The following is a 21,894-nucleotide window of genomic DNA, read 5'->3' as shown; positions in this document are numbered from 1 at the left end:
AATCAAAAACCATCAATGTCAGAGGAGAGCAAAGTGAAAAATTGGAGTAAGATCATCTCGGCCGCAGCCATTGCCACGGCCTTGGGTGCCAGCGTCGCGTCCGCACAGGATTGCAAGCCGCAGCATGCTTTCGAAACCGTGTCGGCGGGCAAACTCACCGTCGCGCTCACCAACACCGCTCCGTATTCGCTCGAAAAAGACGGCGGCATCGCGGGTATCGACGGCGATCTCGTGAAGCGTTTTGCCAAGGAGAACTGCCTGGAGATCGCTTATGAGATCTTCACATATCCAGGCGCGGTTTCCGCAGTTCAGTCGCGGCGCGCGGACATCGCGCTTGGCGGCTTCTATCGTACCGCCGCCCGCGCGAAGGTCGTCGCTCTGTCCACGCCGGTCTATCTCGACCAACTGTCCGTCACCTCGACCAACGGCATTGATACCGTCGACGGTCTGCTGGGCAAGAAGGTCGGCACCGTGGAAGGATATCTGTGGGTCCAGGACATGGAGAAGCTCTACGAAGGCTCCAAGACCTATCCGTCGTCGCTGAACCTCGCTCAGGACCTTCATGCCGGTCGTATTGAGGCGGCGCTCGACGGCTTCGGCTCCGCTGTCATTCAGAACGAAGGGCAGAACTACAAGGTGCATGTCCTGAAGCCGGATCCGCGCATCGATGCGACCATGAACCCGTCGCAGACCGCCTTCCTGCTGGACAAGAGCAATGAGGGCTTCGTTAAGGCGGTTGACGCTTCGCTCGATGTCTACCGCAAGAACGGCGCTATCGCCGAAGCGCTCAAGGCTTACGGGCTGGATCCGTCAGCCGCAGATGTCGGTGAAGCCCGCGTCATCGAGTAAGCCGCTGGTATGAAGGGCCGCCCTGCCTGCCCCGCTTCTAGGAAGAAAACCGGATGCGGCGGGCGGCCTGTACGTTTGCTGCGCGGCTGCAATTCGCGAGCAGAATTTCGTAGTGCACCCCGAGTCTGAGACACGAAAAGGGTAACAGTCCTTCATTAAGGAGAGCTGATGAGGAAAGAAGACCCGGGGTGCATTACAGCGCACCACAGATCCCTCCGGTCACATAAGGTTACAGCGAGGAACGGTACCGGTTCAGGCTCGTTAGCCCTGCATCCAATCCAATCATGGAGAAAAACGATGCAGGATATTTCCGGCAAGCGCGTCGCCATCCTTGCGACGAATGGGTTTGAACAGTCCGAGCTTGAGGTGCCGCTGAACAAGCTGCGCCAGGCCGGCGCCGAGGTCGAAATCGTGTCGCTCGAAAGCGGCAAGATCAAGGGCTGGGACCACAAGGATTGGGGCCGCGAAGTTCCGGTCGACAAGACCTTGGACGAGGCCCGCGCCGATGCCTACGATGCGATCGTTCTGCCCGGCGGCGTCATCAATCCCGACCTGTTGCGGGTCGAGCGCAAGGCGCTGGATTTCATCAGTTCGTTCTGGTCGGCCAACAAGGTCGTCGGCGCGATCTGCCATGCGCCCTGGCTTCTCGTCGAAACCGGAATCATCAAAGCCCGCCGCGTCACATCCTACAAGTCGATCAAGACCGACGTGATCAATGCTGGCGGCCTGTGGCAAGACAGCGAGGTCGTCACCGACCAGGGGCTGGTTACCAGTCGCAATCCCGGCGATCTCGACGCCTTCTGCGACAAGCTCACGGAAGAGATCAGGGAAGGGCGGCACGACAGGCGGGCCGCGGCTTAGCACCGAACCTTGTTCCCCAGCCGCGCCGCGAAGGATCTCGGCGTGGGTTGTTCAGGCGCTCTTCGCCCTCTCCGCCTTGCGCAGCGACGCCTGATGCACCAGCGATGTCCAGCTGTTGGTCGAGGCAAGGTGGCAGTAGAGCAGGCTGAGCGCGCCTGACTTTCTCAGGTCGAGGAAGGCCTCGTCGCTCAATCTGTTGAAGGCGGCCTCGTCTATCACCTGGAAATCGGTGAGGTTCAGCACCTCGCCTCCTTCAAGCGTCACCTTGCTCTGGCGCGGCGCGAACAGGGCATGCGCGTCGATCTTGTCGACCATCTCGCGGGTCGCCCTGAAGTCGATCTGGAACTGGTTGCAGAAGGCGAACGCCTGCTTCGTCGCCTCGGTCGCCTCGTTACCGCTGAAGAACGGCAGCACCTTGTCGTCGCGGAACGGCGCCAGCAGCTGGTCGATGACGCGCTCGCTCGCCCGGTCGACGCACAGCGTCAGCCGGCCGGGCTGCTTGGGATCGTCGGCGAGAATGAAGGGATAGCGGCGGACATAGGCGGGGATGTAGTGCGGCCCGGCCCAGTTGCCGTCGGCGTCCACGAACAGGTTCTCGTCCTGGCGCAGGCCGGTGATGATGACGGGCGCCTTGGCGGCGCCGATGAAAACGATCGGGTAGGAGCGCATCGCCGCCGGCATTTCCGAGGCCACCACCGGGATGGCATGCGCCGAGCGGGCGAAGGAGAAATCGCTGCGCGCCGTCAGGCCGAGTGAACCGTGCCGCGCCGGATTGAGCGCCTCGGGCCTGGAATAGAACAGCGGCAAGGCCTCGCCCGCCGTTTCCGTCTTCGCACCGCTGTCAGCCATGTGTCCGTTTTCCTCCTCGCACCGGCCAACCAGGCCGGCCCGTCCAGCATTGAATTCCCAAAGCGGGGTCTGTTCTTGTCGCGCCGGCCTTGCTTCGAAGCAATCCTGCGCAGGGACAAAGTACTACAGCGTCGCCGGCGCGCATAAAAGGACACGCGCTGCTGTATTTTGGCGTTTGCGCTCTAATCGCCTTGCGGGACGCCCGCAACCATGCCGGCCCTGGAGCGGTTCACCGTTTCGCGGAAACGGCGAGCCGCGCTATCTCTTTGTTTTTGCGCAATTCCCCAGGGAAAGCGCTGCGCGCTTTTCCCGGGAAGACCGTACACACTTTTCCTGGAATGGCTCTATGGACAGCTTGCCGCGAAGCGGCGACAGTGGCCTCGCATGGCAAAATCCGGGAGCCGTAGCGGTCTTGCGTCCGGAAATTGCGAGGATATGAGGAACCGGAGCGGGTCTGCCCTTGGCCGCCCGCTCAGCAAGCGCTTTGAGGCGGGGTGGCATGGCGTCGGCATCGGATTTCGAACAGGCGGTCGGACAGGCATTCACCGTCGAGGCCGGCGGCAGGCAGATCGCGCTCGAATTGAGCGCGGTCAACCGCATCGCCTCCAGCCCGCGCCCGGGCGGCGGTTTCTCGCTGCTGTTCAAGGGTCCGCGCGAAACCGCGCTGCCGCAGGCGACTTACCGCTTCGCCGACAGTGGCGCGACCCACGATATCTTCATCGTGCCCGTGGCCGCCGACGCTACGGGGCGGCTGTATGAGGCGGTGTTCAATTAGAGTTTGGAAGCAGGCGTGAGCGCAGCAGCGGTGCGATTTGTGAGACGCTGGCGCGAAGGATCGATACCGAACAAGCACCGCCGAATTGTGCGACGACCGGAACAGGATTCTCGGCCCGGGAATGACGAAGCGGATGGCGTCCCCGTTCACCCACTGTCTGCGCCACCCCGCGGCGGTGCGCATGCCATGAGATCGTAGACACCCTTGTCCTCGACCGCTGCGAAGCCGAGCTCGAGATAGAGCCGCCTGGCCGGATTGTTCTTCTCGACATGGATCGAGGCCGATTTGCCCGATGACCATGCCTCGTCGATGAGGTCGCGCAGCAGTGCGGCGCCGTGGCCCTTGCGGCGATGGGCCGGCAGCAAGGCGATGTCGATGATGCGGTGCTGGCTCGGCCAGCGCTCGATGTAGAGGCGGCCTATGGGCTGTCCGGCCCGCTCCACCACCAGCCAGTCGGCCTCGGGATAATGCTTGCGGTAATGCGCGTGCTGCGCCTGGAACTGCATGTCGAGGAAGGCGACCTTCTGCGCCTCGCTCCAGTCCGTCACGGCGAGCTCTTCCATGCGCGTCGAGGCGTAGAGCCGCGCTAGGAACGGCATGTCGGCCTCCGCGGCGGGGCGGAAAGCGAGGCCGGCCTGCCGCGACCGCGGCCAGGCCGGGAGCCGCTGCGCCTGTTTCGCTTCTGTCACGCTGCCTGACCTCACACCGGCGGCGTCAGGTCGCGCACCACGGTAATCTGCTTGAGGTTGCTGGTGGCCAGCGCCGTCCAGGTCCACTCCCATTCCGAACTGTCCATGGCCATCTGATTGATGGTCCACAGACCATTCGTGCCGTCGTTCTGGATCATCATCGAGAACAAGGCAAGACGGCCATCGGCATTGTAGTCGAGCGACAGGCGGGTGTTGGCGCCGGAGGCGTTGAAATCGCGCCATCCCGACCAGTTCTGGGTGGCGGCGTCGTATTGGGCGTTGAAGGAGTGAACATGCTGCTGGTCGGAGGCGACCAGCAGCATGTCGCCGTCGCCCTGGATGCCGGCGCAGAGCGTATATTTGGGAACCCTGCTGTAGCCGGGCGTCGCCCAGGCCGTCCAGGTGTCGGAGCCTGCCGGCAATTGCTTGGTGTGCAGGACCTGGCCCTGCTGCGTCATGGCAAACAGATTGGTGCCGCCCAGCGGACCGATGATAGGCGCCATTTCCGTGAAGGGGTAGCCGGCGTCTATCTGCACCCATGGCGTCCAGTCGGCGACCGTCAGCGCCTGGGCCTTGGCCTGCTGACAACGGTAGAGGTTGAGCCCGGAATTGATGCCGAACAGGGCGATGCGGCCGTCAGCCTGGCGCAATGCGGTGATCGCCACAAGCTGGCCTGTGAGCTGAATCCAGGCGCTCCAGGGCTGGGCAGGCGGCCTGAGCTCGTCGACGGTGACGGCGATCGGTGTCGTCGTGCCGGGCGGCGTGATGGTCTTCTGCACCTGCACGATCACATCCGGGTCTGGTAGATCCACCAGACGCGGCCCAGATTGTCGGTGAGGAAGATCTCGATGCGGCCATCGGCATCGCGCGCCATGGAAAGCTTCTGGTAGCTGAAGGCGCCGGGCGGCGCGCCGATGCCGACCGGCGCGGTCCACTTGTCGATCGGGCCGATCTGGTTGGCGTCCTCGGTGATGAAGGACAGGCTGGTGGTGCCCGAAGGCTGCGCGACCACGGCGACGCGACCATCCTTGGTGAGACCCGCGGTCATGATCACCCAGGCGCCGGGCGCGATGACAGACCAGGCCGACGGCCATGGTCCGTTCGGCGATGTCTGTGCCTTCTGGATCAATTGTCCCTTGGCCGAATCGATGCCGACGACCATCAGCCGCGACAATTCGAAAAACGACGCTCCGGCGGGCATGTGCTGGTAGGCCGGCGCAGTACCGGGTCGCCGCGAGCGAGCGCTCTCGCGGGCCTTGGAGGCGGTCCTTGGCACTGCTGCCGGCGTCTTGGCCGTGGGGGCCTTCGATTTTGGTTCTGCTGTCTTGGCCATGATATTGGTCCTGCCTGTTGGCGGGGAATTTAGCCTCTCGGCGGGAAGACGCCTTGCAGCGCGATGCAGAAGTAGCAGGTGAGATAAGGCATCAAATTGTTGTGCGGCTGGTCACCGCCGGCGGGGGCGAGTGCCTGATCCGCCATCTGCGCGTTGGGCGTACTCGAGATATAGGCAAAGCCCCCTTGCGAGCGGGCGAGGGAGCGCGCCGGCGTTGGCGCCTTCAAGTCTGCGTCGTCTGATGCCGCACGGGAAAAGTGAGAGTGACTTGGAATTTCCGATTCCAAGAGGCTTACCGTCTCTGATCCGCCCGTTTCCCCAAGATCGTGAAGCGAAAGGTCGGGTCCCTGTCCGGGGTGCATCGGTGCACTGCCTTGCAAGTCAGGTAGTGCGAAGTTGCTTTTGCCGTCGCCGCCATAGACGGTGCCAAGCAACGAAAACAGCGCCGTGTTTTGTGATAACGGCAGCAATTGTCCATCGCACCACGCCCAGCCCGTAGGCGCCAAATTGAACGGAAAGATACGAATTTCAGCGACGAACGGATCGGACATGACGGTCCCTTTTCAAGTCTGCGACGGAAAAACGCCGAACAGCGAGATGATAAAATTGACACAGAGATAGGGTTGGAAATTTTCGTGCGGTTGGTTGCCGCCGATCGGCGAAATAGCGGTGGCGCTGAGGTTTATTCCCGCAACGTCTTCTATATAGATCGAAATGTTGGGCGACTCCGCAATCGCGTTGCCTTGCGCGTTGACCGAACTGCCCGGGCTGCTCGACGCCATGAATTGATGGCTATGGACAGGCAGTTGCTGCGCCGTCAGTGTGACCGCCTCAACACCTCCGATTTCGGCGAGAATGAACCCGCTGCCTTGATGTAGGGGTACGCGCCCGCGCAGGTCGGGCAGTGCGAATGTGCTTTGGCCGTCGCCGCCATAGGTAGTGCCGATCAGCTGGAACAAAGTCTCGTTTTCAGAGATCGGCAGCAATTGTCCTTCGCAGAACATCCAGCCGGCTGGCGCGAAATTGCCGGCAAATATGCGGACCTCACCAACAAAGGGCTGTGGCATGGTATCTCCGTCAGGGGTGGGAGGGGAAGATGCCTTGCAGCGCGATGCAGAAATTGAGCGTCAGGAATGGCTGTATGTTTGTATGCGGTTGACTGCCGCCGATGTCGCCGACCGATGAAGGCGTGAGAGGCACCAAATTGGTCGGCGCGGCATAGAGATTATTGGTCGCCGCGAGCAGGTTGCCAGTCGCTATAGGCGTGCCGGCATTGGTCGAAGACGCCATGTATTGATGGGTATGAGTAGGCATCTCCACTATCGAGAGCGTATGGCCTTGCTCACCACCGCGCTCGCCAAGCGAATGGCCCGATCCAGCATGAATGGGAATGCGCCCGCGATAGTCGGGAAGTGCAAAGTTAACACGCCCATCGCCACCAAAGGTGGTGCCAAGCAATGCAAACAGCGGCTGGTTCTGGTTGATCGGCATAAGCTGCCCATTGCACAAGGCCCAGCCCTTGGGAGCGAAGCCAAATGACATGATCCGAATTTCAGACAGAAACGGTTCGGCCATAAGCACTTCCCCCTTGGCGCGCCTAGATTTGCATGATTTCCAATTAAAATCCAGGTCGAATAGATATGGCTTCCGAAAAAGGATAGAAAGAAAACAGCAGTATGGCAGTTTTCTAAGAATTTACGAAAATCCGTAAGGAAAATCTCTGCGCAGATTTCGTTCAATGTGCTCCAGAACTACATCGCGACGACCCAAGTTCATACGAAATCTTTGTTTGTGCACGTCACGAACAGAGCTCGGTTTTGAGCGATAAGCATTAGAACGGATTTGGCAACGGCACTGTCCCGCTGAAGAAGCCATCGGTCGTCACCGACGGTGAATCGTTGACCGTGGCACTTCCGCCGCCACTGCCGATATTGCGTCCCTGAATATAGCTGACGACCCCAGCCGGGTCGAACGGCGCACCGGCGTAACCCGGCATCTCGACCCGGGTGTCGAACCGTTGCCGTATGCGGAAATCGTCGACACTGCCGACGCCGTGGGCGAAGGTATTCTGCAAAGCGCCGGCGCCGCCGAGATTGAGGCGCACCGTATGGCTGTCGGTGACGCCAAAGACGTTCGCCGATGTTGACCCCGCGTTGAGGAAGAAAGCTTCTCGCGAGCCAGCCGGATCGGTTCCGACGGAGAATTGGTTGCTCTGCACAGTTAGATTGAGCACGCCATTGCCGTCGTTTGCCAACACATTCATCGCGCGGTCGAATGCTTCCACCACGACGTTTCCGGCTACAGATGCGGTATGGGTTCCGTTGCCATGAGCTTCGAGGTCGATGCCGAAGCCTTGCGCCGACCCGGAATTGGCAACGCCAACCGTGCCGATATCGTTGTTGCGGATGAAGCCGTTGAACAGTGCGGCGGAACCCGACGTGCCCAAGTTGACGGTGATTGCGCTCGAGATCGCGCCGCTGATCGTGTTGTTGTCAATGTCGTAGTTGACCGTGCCGGTATAGCCGCCGAACGCCAGGCCCGTTGCGGCGTTGATTGTGATGCCTTGGCCAAGAGCTGTCGAATGACCGCCTGTGAGCGTGTTACCGGAGAACACGATATTGAGGTTGCCAGAGTTTGCCGCAGCCGCCTGGAAATGATCCCCGCGATTGGCCGTGAATGTGCTGCTGGTGACTGTGGCCGAAATTGTCGCGGTACCGTCGGCCTCAACGAACAGGCCGTCATCGCTCTGCGTCTTGGACGAATTGTTGCTGAACTTGCTGTTGTTGACCGTCAGCGACAAGGTCCCGTTCGAATTGCGGATCGAGACGTTCTTTGCGAATGAGGTGGTGACAGTCGAATTGGTGATGCTTGCTGTGCCGAACAGACCGCTGGGCGTTACAGTGCTGACACCGCCGAAATCGATACCCGCATCCTCAACCGCGGTGCCATTGTTGGACAGCGTCGACCGGTTGAGCGAGAAATTGGTCACCGATGTGCCACCGATACCGTCATTGGTGCTGTTGATGATATTCATGTAGCTGAGGTTGACCGAACTGGTCGAATTCAGCAGGACACCGGTACCCGTCGAATTCTGGATGGTGCCGCCCGAGCCGTTGTTGGCGCCGCCGCTATCGCCGGTCACCGTCAACCCGCCAAGGGCACCGGTGTTGTTGAGCACGATGCCGTTGGCGGCGCCGTTAGCCGAAATGCTCCTGAATGTCAGATCGCTCGCGCCGATCGTCGTGTTGGCGACGTTGAGCACGGTGCCGGTACCGGATGTGATCGTGTTCGGATTGGCGCCGGTTGTCACCGTCACCGTGCCGCCGCCCGTGGCGCCGAAGCCGGTGCCGCTGGTGGTGTTGATGACCAGCCCGCCATTGGTGAAGTTGATCGTCGCGCCGGTGTTGTCGGTCAGGTTGACACCGGCCGAACTGCCCGACGTGATCGACTTGGAGGCACCGGAGAAAGTGATGGTACCGGCGGCGTTGTCGTCGAGGAGGACGCCGGTCTGGCCGGCCACATTGTGGCTGATGTTGCCCGACAGCGTGATGTTGCCGGCGCCGGCGGCGCGATCCTGGATATTGACCGCCTGGCCGGTTCCGCTGGTGATGGTGCCGGCATAGGTGAAAGCCGCCGTGCCGCCGGTGTTGGCGCTGCCGGCACCGTCGCCGATGCGGATTGTGGCACTGCCGCCGCCGACCAGCGCGCCACCGCCGAGGTTGACCGGTCCGCCGGTAACAGCGTCGAGGATCACGGCGCTGCCGCCGCCGGCGCTCGTGTTCGTGGAAGCGAAGGTCATGCCGCCGGCGCCGATAGCGACGGCGTCCATGTCGACCGCCGCGCCGCTGCCGGTCGAAATCGTGTTGCCGGAGCCGGTGATGCTCACCGTGCCACCGCCCGTGGCGCCGAAGCCGATGCCGCTCGTCGTGGTGATCGCCAGGCCACCATTGGTGAAGTTGATGGTCGCACCGGGGTTGCTGGTCAGTAACACCGCGGCGTTGGCGCCGGTCGAGAGCGTTTTCGACGCGCCGCCGAAATTGATCGTGCCGCCGGAATTGCTGAGCGCGACGATGCCCAGTCCGCCATCGTTTCGGGTGATGGAGCTGGCGTTGTCGAAATTGACCGAGCCACCAGCCATGCCGCGAATGTTGGCGACGTTGCCGCCAGGGTTGGTGATGTCGACATTGTTGAGATTGATCGTGGCGCTCACGTCGTCGTTGGTAAACGTGCCCTGGTCGCCGTCGACGGCGAACGCATGGTTCGTCAGCGCGCCGGCAACCGTGTCGATAGCGACGTTGTTGAACGTATAGGTACCGGTCGCGTTGTTCGCCACATCGCCAAGGATGGTGATGCCGGTCGTCCCGGTCAGGCTGGCGTTGTTCACGGTGACGTTGCCGGCGACACCGTCGACCACGATGCCGGTGCCGCTGGTGTCGTTGAGCCCATTCGCCAGGGCTGTGGTGAAGTTCACCGCGCCGCCGGTGGTGTCGGCGACGACGATCAGGCGCTGGCCGCCGGTACCTTGTGTGATCGTGCCGGCATAGGTAACGGTCGCGTTACCGCCATCGACGCTGAACGCGGTTCCGTTCGGGCTGGTGATCGAGGTGCCGACGCCGAAGCCGAACGTGCCGCCGGAATCGTTGAGGATGTCGACGCTGGCATTGCCGCCATTCAGTGTCGTCGTGCCGTTGAAATTGTAGATGCCGTCGGCATTGTCGAATTGCAGGCCGGTGCCGTTGGTTGCCGACAGCGTGCCCGTCTGGAAGGTGATCGTTCCCGCGGGGTGGCCGGCGATGGCGACCAGCGCGGCATTGCCGGCCTGGGTGATGTTGCCGCTATAGATGACGTTCGCCGCGCTTGCGTCGACGTTGAAGGCCGTGCTGTTCGGGTTGGTGATCGAGGTGCCGGTGCCGAAGTTGAACGTGCCGCCCGAGTTGTTGACGATATCGATGCCGGCGTCGCCGCCATTCAAGGTCGTGGTGCCGTTGAAATTGTAGATGCCGTCGGCATTGTCGAACTGCAGGCCGGTGCCGTTGGTTGCCGACAGCGTGCCCGAGAAGGTCAGCGTGCCCGTATGGCCTGCTGAAACCGACACCAGGGCCGCGTTGCCCGCCTGGGTGATGTTGCCGCCATAGGTGGTGCTTACGGTGCCGCCGCCGACGCTGAATGCCGTGCCACCGCCGCCGCTCAGCGTGCCGGTGCCGAGGCCGGCGGTGCCGGTGACATTGGTCAGGACGACACCGCCGCCGCCGGACGACGTCGAGTCGAGCGCGACGTCGAGGGCGGCATTGGTGAGATCGATCGCCTTGTAGCTGGTGGAATTCACCGTTTCGCTGCCGGCGGTGGCGATGATGTTGATCGTCCCGCCGGGGCCGGTAATGCCGGCGCCGGTGGTGGTGTCGATTGTCAGCCCGCCGTTGAAGCTGGTCGTGCCGCCGCCCTGGAACAGGCCGGCCCCGCTGGTCGTATCGATGTCGGCGAGCCCGCCGACGTTGAGCGTGCCGCTCTCCCAGCCGATGCCGCCGCCCGTCGAAGCCGTGTTGTTCACCGTCACCGTGTTGAAATTGAAGGTGCCGGTGGGATTGCTGGCGTTCGAACTGATGCCGGCACCCGTCGTGCCGGTGACGGTGGTCGCGCCCGTGACCGTGAACGTGCCGGCGACGCCGTCGAAGATGATGCCGCTGGCGCCGCCGCTGGCGTTGACGCTGTTTACGATCATGCTGGCGGTCAGCGGATCGAGATTGAACGCCACGCCGTTGATGGTGTCGACGGTGCCGCCGCTGCTGTTCAGCGCAAAGGTTGTGGCCGGGGGGCCCTTGGTGTCGACGAGGACGCCAGTGCCGCCATCATTGAACGTGGTGAACGTGCCGAGATCGAGCGTGCCGCTGGTGCTGGTAAAGGCAAGGCCGTTGCCCTGGACGCGCGCGCCTGATGTGCCGACGTCGAGCGTGCCCACGCTGACCGTGCCGCCGGCGCCAGTGGAGTCGAACGTGACATTGTCGAAGGCAATGCCGCCGCCGGTGCCGCCGAGCACCGTGTTGCCGGCGAAGGAGCGGATGGCGATCGAATTGTCCGTCGCGTTGATGTTCTGGCCGGCGAAGGACGCGGCTAGCGCGGATCCCGTCGATCGCAGCGTGTTGCCGTCGATCGAAAGCAGCAGCGTGTTGGCCGCCGCAGCGGTCGTGGAGAAGTCGAGCGCCCTGCCGCCGGCTGATATGTCATTGTTGCGGAGGAAGAAACTCGACGCGGCCGACGCATCGACGGCAACACCGGCGCCGGTGCCGGTGTTGCGGATGATGAGATTCTCGATGCCGCCGGTGATCGGGCTGGTACCACTGGTCGCCAGGGTGATCACCGAACCGGCAGTGTTGCTCTGCAGGATCGGCCGCAGCGTGTCGATGCCGGTCGGTGCGGCGATGATCGGCGAATTCTGCACCGTGGTGAAATGGAATGCCGCCGACGCGCCGCTGCTGGTGTCGACACCGAGCTGCGAGACGTCGATGGCCGTATCGTTTTGCCCGAAGGCGAGCAACACCTGCCCGTCATCGAGCTGGAACGACGTGCCGCTCAGGTCGATCGTTTCCTGGCTACCGGTGCCGTTCTTGTCGATCAGCACGATGACATTGGCCGTGGACGCCTGGGCGTTGGCATAGGTGCCTGGATTGACGAAGCTGCCGTCGCCGCCGCCGGTGGCGTCGGTGGTGACGTAGTAGACCTTGTAAGCGGACAGATTCGACGTGTCGCCGGTGAAGGTGACGTCGTTGAAATTGTAGTCGCCATTGGTCGGCAGGGTGTCGATGGCATGGATGGCCTGGCCGCCGGTGGTCGCGATCGCCGATTCGGCCAGGCCAGCGCCGTCGCCGAACACCAGCCTGGCGTTGGTGGCGCTGGAGAACTGGACGCCATAGCCGACATTTTCGATTTTCGAGGTCTGGCCCGCCGGATTGTTGTTGGCAGTGTCGCCGAGCTGGATCGTGCCGGTGCCGGTCGTGCCGGCCATGTCGATGCCGATAGTGCCGGCGAAGCTGCCGCCGTCGACGTCGAAATCGCCGGCCTTGATGTTGCTCGTGCCGAGCGCAGCGCCGTTGAGGTCGAAGCCGACCGCATTGGCTGCATTGAGCCCGATGTTCAGGCTGTCGAAGCCCAAGGTCGAGCCGAGCGTGCCGGATATGTCGACACCGCGCGAGGTGATGTTCTGCAGGTCGACCGCGCCGAGATCGATGGCGCCGCCGACTATATTGTTGAGCGAAACGCCGGTCGCCGCGCCATTGACCGAAACGGAATCGAAAATAACGCCGCCCGCGCCGACCGTTGCGCCGTCGAGATCGAGCGCGGTTCCAGTCGTTGTCGTGATGGTGTTGCCGGTCCCGGAGATGCTGATCGTGCCGCCGGAGCCCGCGCCAAAACCCGCTCCTGCCGTCGTCGTTATGTCAAGGCCGCCATTGCCGAAGCCGATCGTGGCGTTCGGGTTGCCGATCAGGCTGACGCCGTCCGTCGCGCCCGAGCTGATCTGCTTGGTCGCGCCCGAGAAGGTCACGGTCGCCGCCGTGCCGTTGTCGATGCCGGCAACGACGATATTGCCGCCGGCGCCCGCAAGGCCATCGGTCAGGTTGCCCGACAGCATCACAGAACCGCCGGTCAGTTCCTGGATCGAGACCGCCGCGCCGGTGCCGTTGCTGACGATGGCGCCCGCGTAGGATATGTTCGCGTTGCCGCCGCTCGCATTGGTGCCCGAGCCGACATTGAAGGCCGTGCCCAAACCGGTGTTGGTCAGCGTGCCGGTGCCGAAATTGAACGTGCCGCTGAGGTTCTGCAGGTCGATGCCGCTGCCGGAACCGAACGACGCGCTGGTCGAGGCGAAATCGATATTGCCGGCGATGCCGTCGAGGGCCACCGCCTGCGCGTTGGTGGCATTGACCGTACCCGTCAGGACATTGACCGTGCCGACGCCGCTGGCGCTGAACGCCGTCGCGCCGTTCGTGGAAATGTCCACATCCGTGAAGTTGACGGTGCCGGCGTTGTTGGTGAGCGAGACGCCGTTGCCGCCAACAGTCACCTTGTCGGTGAAATTGATCAGACCGCCGCCGTGATTGGCGATCGAGATGCCGCCGCCGGTCAGCGTGCCGGCCGGCCCGCTGTTGGGCAAGATGCCGCGCGTCACGGTGATGTTGCCGGCGCCGCCGTCGACGTCGAGCAGCGTGCCGGCGACGTTGACGTTGTTGTTGGTGATCGACAAATTGCTGTCGAGGCCGGCGACCTTGAACGCCGTCTGGCCGGCGCCGACATTGCCGACCGTGACGCCTTCGATGACGATGCCGCCGGCATTGTTGAAGCTGCCCGCGCTCTGGTCGATGGTGAAGACCGAGCCGCTGCCGCCGGTGAAGTCGAAGGCGGTGTTGCGCACTTGGTTGCTGCCGAGCAGATGCAGGGTATCGCTGCCCGTGCTCTTGACTACGCCCTCGTCGCCGGTGACGTCGCCGCCGGTGGCGCCGAGATTGCCCTGCACGTTCACCGGCTGGATGGTGCCGGTCGTGGTGATGGCGTTGCCGTTGCCGAAGCCGGTGATCGATTGGCCGGAATCGAGCGTGAACGGCGTGCCGCTGAGGTCGACCGTGCCGACGAAGGCGAAGGTCTGGGTGCCGGTCTTCAGATCGGCATCGGCAACCGAGATGGTATTGACTGACGTACTGAGCCCAAATGAGCCGGCGGCGATGACGCCGCCATTTTGCGACACCATGAACACCCCGCCGACGGCGCTGGCCAGATTCGCGCTGCCGGTGAAGAGCACGTCATCGAAATCATAATTGCCGAGCGCGGCGAGACCGACGGTGTTGACGGTGAAATTGCCCGCCGCCGCGGTGATCGTCGAATTGCGGCCGTTGGCGTCGGCGAATTCGCCGTCGCCGAAGGTGAAGCTGGCGTTGGCGCTGGTCGCCGCCGTCTGGCCGGACGACAGATCGACGCCGATGCCGGCGCCTGAGATCGACGATCCGGTCAGGAAGGTGATGGTGCGGTTGCCCGTGGTCGAGGTCAGGTCGATGCCGCGCGAGCTCGCGGCGTCGTTTCCGGTGATCGTCGTCAGCCCGAAATCGGCGGTCGTGGCCGAGCCGGAGAAGTCGATGGCGGTCTGGCTGGCGCCCGCGCCGAGGCCGCTGACGGTGGTCGTGCCGAAGCTGACGTCGTTGTTGGTGCCGGAGAAATCGATGCCGGTAGTGCTGGTCGCGCCCAGCGTCACATTGGTCGTGCCGAAGGTGGCGCTGCCGGCCGCATTCGAGATGGACAGCGCGGCGCCGGTCGTGCCGGTGATCGACAGCGTGCCGCTGACCTCGAATGTCGAGTCGGCGCCAAGGCTGGTGATCGACGCGCCGCCGCCGCCGGTCGCCGTGAGCGGACCCGTGAAGCGGATCGCGGTGTCGGTGGGAGCGGTTATCTCCCCGATATCGAAGAGGCCGCCGGTGCCGGTCGAAGTGATGGCGCCGCCGAATGTGATCAGGCCGCCGGTGGTGCCGTCGATCCTAACGGCTTTTGCCGCGCTACTCTGGCTAATCGTGCCGTCATAGGTGACGTCGGCCGACGAACTGCCGATAACGATCGCGCTGGCGCCGGTATTGGCGATGGAGCTGGCCGCCCCGAAGGTCAGGCTTCCGCTCGAGCCGTTGAGGATCACGATGCCGAGGCCGCTGCCGCCTGATATGTCGAGATCGGCGAAATTGGCGGTGCCGCCGAAATTATTGACCAGCAGCGCGATATTTCTGCCGCCGGCGATCGTCGTGGTGCCGGTGAAGTCGACCGTCGCGGATGTGTTGGCCAGCACGACGCCGGTCGGCACCGACCCCTGGATGGTCAGATCGTTGACAGTGATCGCGCCCGACGCGCTGCCGAGGTAAAGCCCGATGGTCCCGCCCAGGATCGTCACGCCAGTGCTGGTGAGGCCGTTGATCGACGCCGTGCCGTCCATCGCCAGGAACGAGCTGTTGACGCTGAGGTTGGAGACGGTGTTGCCGCTGGCGAGGTCGATGGTGTTGCCGCCGCCGTTGTTCAGCGTCGCGCCACCGAAGCCGAACGGATCGGCCTGTGTCGCGCCGGTGACGACCGCCGTGCCGGTGACATTGGCCGGCGGGCCGCCCAGGCTGATGGTGGCGCCGTTGGCGAAGGAGACCAGCGACTGGCCGCTGGCCAGCGTGAAGCCGTTGGCATCGGTGGCGGTGGTCTGCACGGCCGCGGTCTTGACCAGCACGAAGGTCGTGTTGGCATTGGTGGTCAGATCGTCGGCCGCGGCGGCATCGATCAGGTTAGCGACGCTTGAGCCGTCGCCCGTTCCGGTGCTGCTCGAACCGACGAAGACGACGTTGGCTGCATCGAACAGCTGCGGTCCAACCAGATGCGTGCCGTTGAAGGCATAGGTGCCGCTGCCGGGCAGCAGGCCGCGCATGTCGAGCGAGGCGATGACGCCGGTGATCGATGCGCCGCCGGCCGCACCGAACGAGAACGCCGTGCTGGCGGTGGTTCCGGCCAGGCCGTTGGTGCCCATCTGGACGCCGGTGTCGACACCGGTGATGACGCCGCTGCCGATGGTCACCGACCCGCCATTGGTGCCGGACAGGTCGACGCCGATCGAGGAGCCGCCGGAACTGCCGCTGATGTCGAGCGTGGCGGCGGTGAAGGTCGACGTGCTGCCCGAGAGGTCGAGCGCGGTGGAGCAATTGCACAGGCCGGTGATGTCGATGTCGTCGAAGCTGATGACGCCGTTGCTGCCGACGACGTCGATGCCGCTTCCGAGCGGCTGGTCGATGGTGACGGCGCCGCCGAACGAAACGGCGCCGGTGTTGTTTTCCAGCCAGACGCCCTCGCCGGGGCCGGTCATGCTCACCGGGCCACTGAAGGTGAGCGTGCCGGTGTTGTCGGTGGCGAGGATGCCCTCGCTGCCGATATGGGTCAGAATGACCGGCCCGCCGAAGGTGACCGCGCCGCCGGAATTCTGGACGTCGATGCCGATGCCGCCGGGGGCGGTGATGTCCGAAATATCGACGGCTCCGAACATGAAATCGGCGGTGCTGTCGAAGATCCCGAGGCCGCCGACGAAGGTGTTGCTGATCGTCGTTGCGCCGGAAACGGCGAAATTTCCCGATACGCCTGCCAACGTCGCGCCGAACAGGCCACCGTCCTGCGTCAGGCTGGCCAGCTTGACGTCGAGATTAGCGCCAAGCAAGGCGACGCCGGCCGCGCCATTGCCGGAGATCGTGCCGTCGGTGGTGCTGAACGTGCCGGTGGTGGAGAGGACGTTGACGCCGAAGCCGGAATTGTCGGAGGCGTTCAGCGTCTGGAATGCATATGTTCCGTCGCCGCCGACGAACAGGCCATTGCCGGCATTGTTCGACAGTGTCGTCGTGCCGGTGAAGGCATAACTGCCGTCGCCGTCGATATGCAGGCCCTCGCTGGCGTTGCTCGTCGAGGTCACATTGTTGGCCGCGACATTGCTGGCGCCTTCGAACAGCAGCCCGTCCAGGCCGGCGCCGCTGACATTCATGCCGCTTATCGTCACGCCGGTGACATTGTTGCCGTGGATGCCGTTGCCGCCGCCCGGATTGGCGTTCGAGACGTTGAAGTCGAGCAGCGCGCTGTTGTTGGCCAGCGTGACAGTGTCCGCGCCGGCCGAACTGGTGAGCGTCGCCGCGCCCGCGCCGTCCGAGATGGCGCTGGTGTGCGCGATGTTGTCGCCCGTTACGTTAACCGGGATGCCGCCGAGCGAGAATGTGCGGCCGTTGCCGAAGGAAGCCAGCGTCTGTCCGGCGCTCAGCGAGAACCCGTCGGTGTCGTCGATGGCGCCGCGGTTGACCAGCACGAAGATCGCGGTGCCGTCGATGTTGGCATCGGCGGTGGCAATCGAGGCAAGGTCGAGCAGCGAGGATCCGGTGCCCGAGCCGGTCGCCGCCGCGCCGACGAAGATGACATTCTGCTGGTCGAACAGTTGCGGGCCGCTGAAGGTGGTCGAACCGAAGGCGTAGTGGCCGAGCGTCTGGTTAAGGCCGCGCGCGTCGAGCGAGGCGGTGCTGCCGGCAATGGAACCGCCGCCGAAGGAGAATTCGGCATTGGCCGAGTTCAGCAGCGAGCCGGAAATGCCGAAGCGCACGCCGGTGTCGACGCCTGTGATCGCACCGCCATCGGTGATGACGATCGTTGCCCCGCCCGAGGTCGGCGAGGTGAGGTCGATGCCGATCGAGCCGGCCGCACCCGTGCCGGCGATGTTGAGCGACTGTGCGGTGAAGTTCGTATGGCTGCCGGAGAAGTCGAGGCCAGTGCCGACGCCGAGGCCCGAGATGACGATGTCGCCTGCCACCACCGCCGCGTTGACGCCGGTAAACGAGATGCCGTCGCCGGCGGGAGCGCTGATGTCGATATCGCCGAAGCGGATCGCCGCCGGTGAGTTAGAAATGGCGATCGCCGGTCCGGTGGTGTCCGAAATGGTCGTGGCGCCGATGACGGCGAAACTGCCCGCCACGTGATCGAGCACGACGCCCGACGGACCGCCGGTCTGGTCGATCGAATCCAGCACCACATGCGCCGTGATCGGATCGATGAAGACGCCGACGCCGCCATTGCCCGACACGGTGCCGCCGGTTGTGGCGAAGCTGCCTGATGTCGAGGTGCCCTGAACGGTTATGCCGCGGTCGGCACTGTCCTTCGCGCTAAGCGTCGCGAATGTATAGGTGCCATGGCCGGTGGCATCCAGCCCGTCGTCGCTATTGCCCTGGAGCAGCGTCGTGCCGGCGAAATTGTAGGTGCCGTCGCCTTCGATGTGCAGGCCGTCAAGGCCGTTGCCGGTCGAGGTGAAATTGGAACCAGTGATGCCGGTCGAGTTGCCGGTGAAGGCGGCGCCGTTGCCGCCGGCGCCTGTCACCGTGACATTGGTCAGCGTGGCGCCGGTGATGTTGTTGGCGAAGATGCCGTCGGCGCCGCCGGTGATGGTGATGCCGTTCAGCGTGTCGCCGTTGCCGAGCGTGATCACGTTGTTGGCCACGCTGGTGCCCTGGATGGTGCCGTTACTGCCGCCCAGATTGAAGGTGCCGGTGCCGCCGCCGAACAGCTTCGCGGTGACGCTTTGGCCGCCGCCGATGACGGTCTGGCCGTCTGCGAGCGTCGTGCCGGTGGTGGTGATGTTGCCGTTGCCGCCCAGCGCCACCACGAAACCCCCGGTGCCGGCCTTGGTCACTGCGTCGTCCAGCGTCGTCGGATCGGCCAGCGTGCCGGCGCCGGCCAGGCCGCCATCGGCGTAGTAGAACTTGCCGAAGGCGGCATTGGTGGCGGCGTTGATGGCGACGCGCGTCGTCGAGCCGCCGGGCAGTTCATGGCTCTGGATCCTGACGCCGATGTCGCCGCGCACCCGCTCGTTGACGCGCTTGCGCAGGCCTTCGCTGACCGGATAGACCGGCTCCGGCCCGCTGTCCGCGCCGCCTTGGCCTGGATTGAACGGGATGCTCAGCCGCACGCTGCCGGCGAACTGGGTGTCGTCGCGATTGTCGTTGCGCACCTCGCCGGTGAAGGTCAGCGCCGTTCCGGTGCCGAAGATATCGCCGATCTCATATTCGATGCCGGCCTTGACCCCGGTGACGCCGTTGTCGTCGCCATGCGGATCCTCGAAATGGTAACCGCCTATGTCGAGCCGCAGCGAATGCTTGTCGGGAAGGTTGAGCGGCACCCGCGCGCCGACCTCGCCCTCGATGCCCCAGGCCGCGTAGTCGCGATGGTCGAGCACCGAGATCTGTTCGATCAACTGGTTCGAGACCATCGACAGGGTCGAGGAGACCGAATGGTCCGTCGTGTCACCCTTGATCGGCACGAACACGTTCACATGCGCGTCGAAATGCGGGGTGATGGCCTCGGCGCCCAGCGTGGCTGACGTGAACTGGTTGGACTTGTAGTTCTCGACGTTGAGATAGGCGTAGCCGCCGAGCATCAGGTCGGGATTGACGATGCGGCGAATGCCCAGGCCGACATCCTGGCCGAACGCGTCCTTGAAATCGTGCTTAGCCCTGACATCCAGGAACAGCACCGATTCGGCGGTCTGCTTGATCGGGATGAAGCCTTCGAGCGCGGCGTTGCCGCCATTGTTGTCGGCGCCAATGATGGCGCGTATCTGCGGCTGCCAGAGGGCGTCGTCGCCATAGGCGGCCACGCCTGACAACGCCAGCGCCAGCGTCGAAAGCGCCGTCGTCTTCCAGAGATGCCTTGCAAAACGCGAGCGACCATAGGCCACGCGCGCGCGGAAATCCTCCCCGCGCGCCGCCATCTCCCCAACCTGCCGAGACGTCTCGGTAGTTCCCATCCCTGGCCGCCCTTTGGAGACTGCTCGCCCCCGCACCAATTCTTGCGCGAATTCCATTGTATAGCGAGTCCCCAACGTCGTGACTGCTGTTGTTGCGCCGTAAAGTTCTCACTTGTGGCAATGCCGCAACAGTAATTTTGCCGGCTTTCCTCGCCTGTGCGCGGCTTCCGGAACAGTCAAGAGTATTGTATCAAGCCGCCGGTGGGAAAATACCTGCCGTTTCGAGAAAAATGCGGGGCGTGAAGAACATGGCAGCCATTTTAGCGCGTGCTAATCTGTTAAATGTGACGGCAGCACTGGGCGCCCTGGGGCTGATCGCATCGGTCGCCGGGCCGGCGCTTGCCGAGGACGCCAAGCCGGCGCAGCCCCCGGCCGCTCAATCCAAGCCGGCCGACGCCAATCCATGGGCGGTGAACTGTTCAAGCGGCGCGGCCAACAGCGAGCTTCAATGCCAGGTGTCGCAGAACCTGACCGAAGCCAAGACCGGGCAGCGCGTGCTGACCGTGACCGTGCGCCGCGACAACGGCAACGGCTCCCTCGCCATGCTGCTCGCCCTGCCGCACGGGCTGTTCCTGCCCTCCGGCGCCAGCTACCAGATCGATCAAGGCCAGAAGACGACCATCGCCATCCAGACCAGCGACCAGAACGGCGCCTATGCCGCCACGCCGCTGCCGCCGGAACTGATCAAGGCGATGAAATCGGGAACCAATCTCAACATCGGCATGGAATCGGTGACCCGCAAGCCGGTCACCATCCCGGTCTCGCTGGCCGGCTTCACCGCGGCAATCGCCAAGCTGGAATCGATCAAGTAGCGGGCTCGCCGCGCTCCCCCGCCGCCGTCGCCGGGCAATGCTCCAGGCCACGACAGGTTCCATCTTGTGGCGGAGACTACCGGCATCGTGCCGCTTGATTGTCCGCTTCCGCAATGCTCCGATGTCGCTTCAGCCATCCGGAGAGAACCATGACCGGCTTTGTCGACCGCCAGCGCGCGATGCAACTGATGCAACGCGCCGGCCTGCAGGCGCTGGTGCTCTCAGCGCCCGAGGCCTTCCACTATGCGACCGGCGTGTCGATCGGACCGGCGGGGCTGTTCCGGCGTGCCGGCGCCGGCTTCGTTGTCATCCCGGCCCGGCAGGACCTGCCGATCGGCGTCGTCGTCGCGGATTTCAACGCGGCGCAGCTGCGGATCGCAGCGCCCGAAGCGGTGGTGCGTTCGCACCCGATCTGGATCGAATCCGCGCCGGTCGAGACGGAAACCCGCGGCCTTCTTCTGGCGGAGCGCATCGAGACCGGCCTTGTCTCGCTTGCCCGCGCGCCGGATTTCGCGCGCCCCGCCACCTTCGATCTCGCCGGCTCGGTGCGCCAGTTGCAAGCCTTGCTTGCCGAATTCGGACTGGAGCGCGCAACGCTCGGCGTCGACCTCGACTTTGTTCCGGCCGCCGATTTCGCGGCCATGCAGGCGCTGCTGCCGCATTGCCGGATGGTCGACGGCTCGTCGGTCTTGGATCGGCTGCGGGCGATCAAGTCGCAACGCGAGATCGAGCTCCTGCAGCAAGGCATTATCCTGTCTGAAGCAGGGCTGGAGCGGCTGCAGGTGGATGCGATGGCCGGCATGCGCCAGGCCGATCTCGTCGCGCTCTACCGGCAAGGCGTGGCCGCGGCGGCGGCGGGCCTCTCCCATCCGGTCGCGACGGCGGAATATGTGACGCTCGGCGCCCGGGCCAAAGGTGCCGATGCCAAGGCGATGCCCGGCGATCCGCTGAAATGCGACATGGTCTGCACGGTCGGCGGGTATGCCTCCGACATGTCGCGCAACTTCACTTTCGGCCCCGCTTCCGCCGACCAGGTCGAACTGCACGCGATCGCCGAGCGCGCCTTCGAGGACGGGCTGGCGGCACTCGTGCCGGGAAATTCGCTCGGCCATGTGCACCGCGTCGCCACCGACAGCCTGGCGCGGCAAGGCCTGCGCTCCTACCGCCGCGGCCATTTCGGCCACGGTGTCGGGCAGTCTGTATTCTCGGAGCAATGGCCGTTCATCGCGGCCGACAGCGATGTCCTGGTCGAAGCCGGCATGGTGCTGGCCTTCGAGATTCCGCTCTACATCGACGGCCTCGCCAGCTTCAACCTGGAGGACCAGTTCCTGATCACGCCGGATGGGCCAGCCGCGATGAACCGGCTGCCAAGGCGATTGGAGAGGATAGGATAGCGAGGGCGG

The 21,894-nt window shown here is 64.1% G+C and carries 13 protein-coding genes; 5 read left to right on the top strand and 8 right to left on the bottom strand.

Going from position 1 to position 21,894, the window contains the following annotated elements; translation table 11 throughout:
- The first annotated feature begins 15 nt into the window (after positions 1-15).
- The gene (locus ACIU1A_RS27675; RefSeq protein WP_140514068.1) at positions 16-849 is read left to right on the top strand and encodes an ABC transporter substrate-binding protein; all 834 of its coding nucleotides are present in this window, start codon (positions 16-18) and stop codon (positions 847-849) included.
- 297 nt (positions 850-1,146) lie between these two features.
- A complete protein-coding gene (locus tag ACIU1A_RS27670) occupies positions 1,147-1,710 on the top strand; it encodes a type 1 glutamine amidotransferase domain-containing protein (protein WP_404925754.1) in 564 nt (187 codons plus the stop codon).
- 51 nt (positions 1,711-1,761) lie between these two features.
- On the opposite strand, the gene ACIU1A_RS27665 is transcribed toward ACIU1A_RS27670, so the two are convergent.
- Positions 1,762-2,559 carry a SapC family protein gene (locus ACIU1A_RS27665; protein ID WP_404925753.1) on the bottom strand — a complete coding sequence of 266 codons (798 nt, stop codon included), beginning with the start codon at positions 2,557-2,559 and terminating at the stop codon, positions 1,762-1,764.
- A 499-nt stretch (positions 2,560-3,058) separates the two neighbouring features.
- Between ACIU1A_RS27665 and ACIU1A_RS27660 the strand changes: the two genes are divergently transcribed.
- Positions 3,059-3,334, top strand: coding sequence for a DUF6916 family protein (locus ACIU1A_RS27660; protein WP_404925752.1), 276 nt, complete (start codon positions 3,059-3,061; stop codon positions 3,332-3,334).
- A 146-nt stretch (positions 3,335-3,480) separates the two neighbouring features.
- Here the strand turns inward: ACIU1A_RS27660 and ACIU1A_RS27655 are convergent, their stop codons facing one another.
- The 7 genes from ACIU1A_RS27655 to ACIU1A_RS27625 all read right to left on the bottom strand — a co-directional run bounded on the left by ACIU1A_RS27655 (position 3,481) and on the right by ACIU1A_RS27625 (position 19,643).
- Positions 3,481-4,023, bottom strand: coding sequence for a GNAT family N-acetyltransferase (locus ACIU1A_RS27655; RefSeq protein WP_246679768.1), 543 nt, complete (start codon positions 4,021-4,023; stop codon positions 3,481-3,483).
- A gap of 11 nt (positions 4,024-4,034) precedes the next feature.
- Positions 4,035-4,835, bottom strand: coding sequence for a hypothetical protein (locus ACIU1A_RS27650; RefSeq protein WP_404925751.1), 801 nt, complete (start codon positions 4,833-4,835; stop codon positions 4,035-4,037).
- On the bottom strand, positions 4,811-5,356 hold the full coding sequence (locus ACIU1A_RS27645) for a hypothetical protein (RefSeq protein WP_404925750.1): 546 nt from the start codon (positions 5,354-5,356) through the stop codon (positions 4,811-4,813). Before ACIU1A_RS27645 ends, ACIU1A_RS27650 begins: the two co-directional genes overlap by 25 nt.
- Before the next feature lie 29 nt (positions 5,357-5,385).
- Positions 5,386-5,907 carry a phage tail protein gene (locus ACIU1A_RS27640; RefSeq protein WP_404925749.1) on the bottom strand — a complete coding sequence of 174 codons (522 nt, stop codon included), beginning with the start codon at positions 5,905-5,907 and terminating at the stop codon, positions 5,386-5,388.
- Positions 5,908-5,919: 12 nt separating this feature from the next.
- A complete protein-coding gene (locus ACIU1A_RS27635) occupies positions 5,920-6,423 on the bottom strand; it encodes a phage tail protein (RefSeq protein ID WP_140492055.1) in 504 nt (167 codons plus the stop codon).
- A 10-nt stretch (positions 6,424-6,433) separates the two neighbouring features.
- Positions 6,434-6,931 (bottom strand): phage tail protein, encoded by a 498-nt coding sequence (locus tag ACIU1A_RS27630; protein WP_404925748.1) that lies wholly within the window; start codon positions 6,929-6,931, stop codon positions 6,434-6,436.
- Positions 6,932-7,187: 256 nt separating this feature from the next.
- Positions 7,188-19,643, bottom strand: coding sequence for a hypothetical protein (locus ACIU1A_RS27625; RefSeq protein ID WP_404925747.1), 12,456 nt, complete (start codon positions 19,641-19,643; stop codon positions 7,188-7,190).
- Between the two features lie 284 nt (positions 19,644-19,927).
- Between ACIU1A_RS27625 and ACIU1A_RS27620 the strand changes: the two genes are divergently transcribed.
- Positions 19,928-20,491, top strand: a complete 564-nt coding sequence (locus ACIU1A_RS27620; protein WP_224618147.1) for an invasion associated locus B family protein — start codon at positions 19,928-19,930, stop codon at positions 20,489-20,491.
- A 149-nt stretch (positions 20,492-20,640) separates the two neighbouring features.
- Positions 20,641-21,885, top strand: coding sequence for a M24 family metallopeptidase (locus ACIU1A_RS27615; protein ID WP_404925746.1), 1,245 nt, complete (start codon positions 20,641-20,643; stop codon positions 21,883-21,885).
- The last annotated feature ends 9 nt before the right edge of the window (positions 21,886-21,894 follow it).

This window comes from Mesorhizobium maamorense (assembly GCF_044998965.1).
In the GTDB taxonomy this organism is placed as follows: Bacteria; Pseudomonadota; Alphaproteobacteria; order Rhizobiales; family Rhizobiaceae; genus Mesorhizobium.
This window is presented reverse-complemented; position numbering and strand designations above follow the sequence as displayed.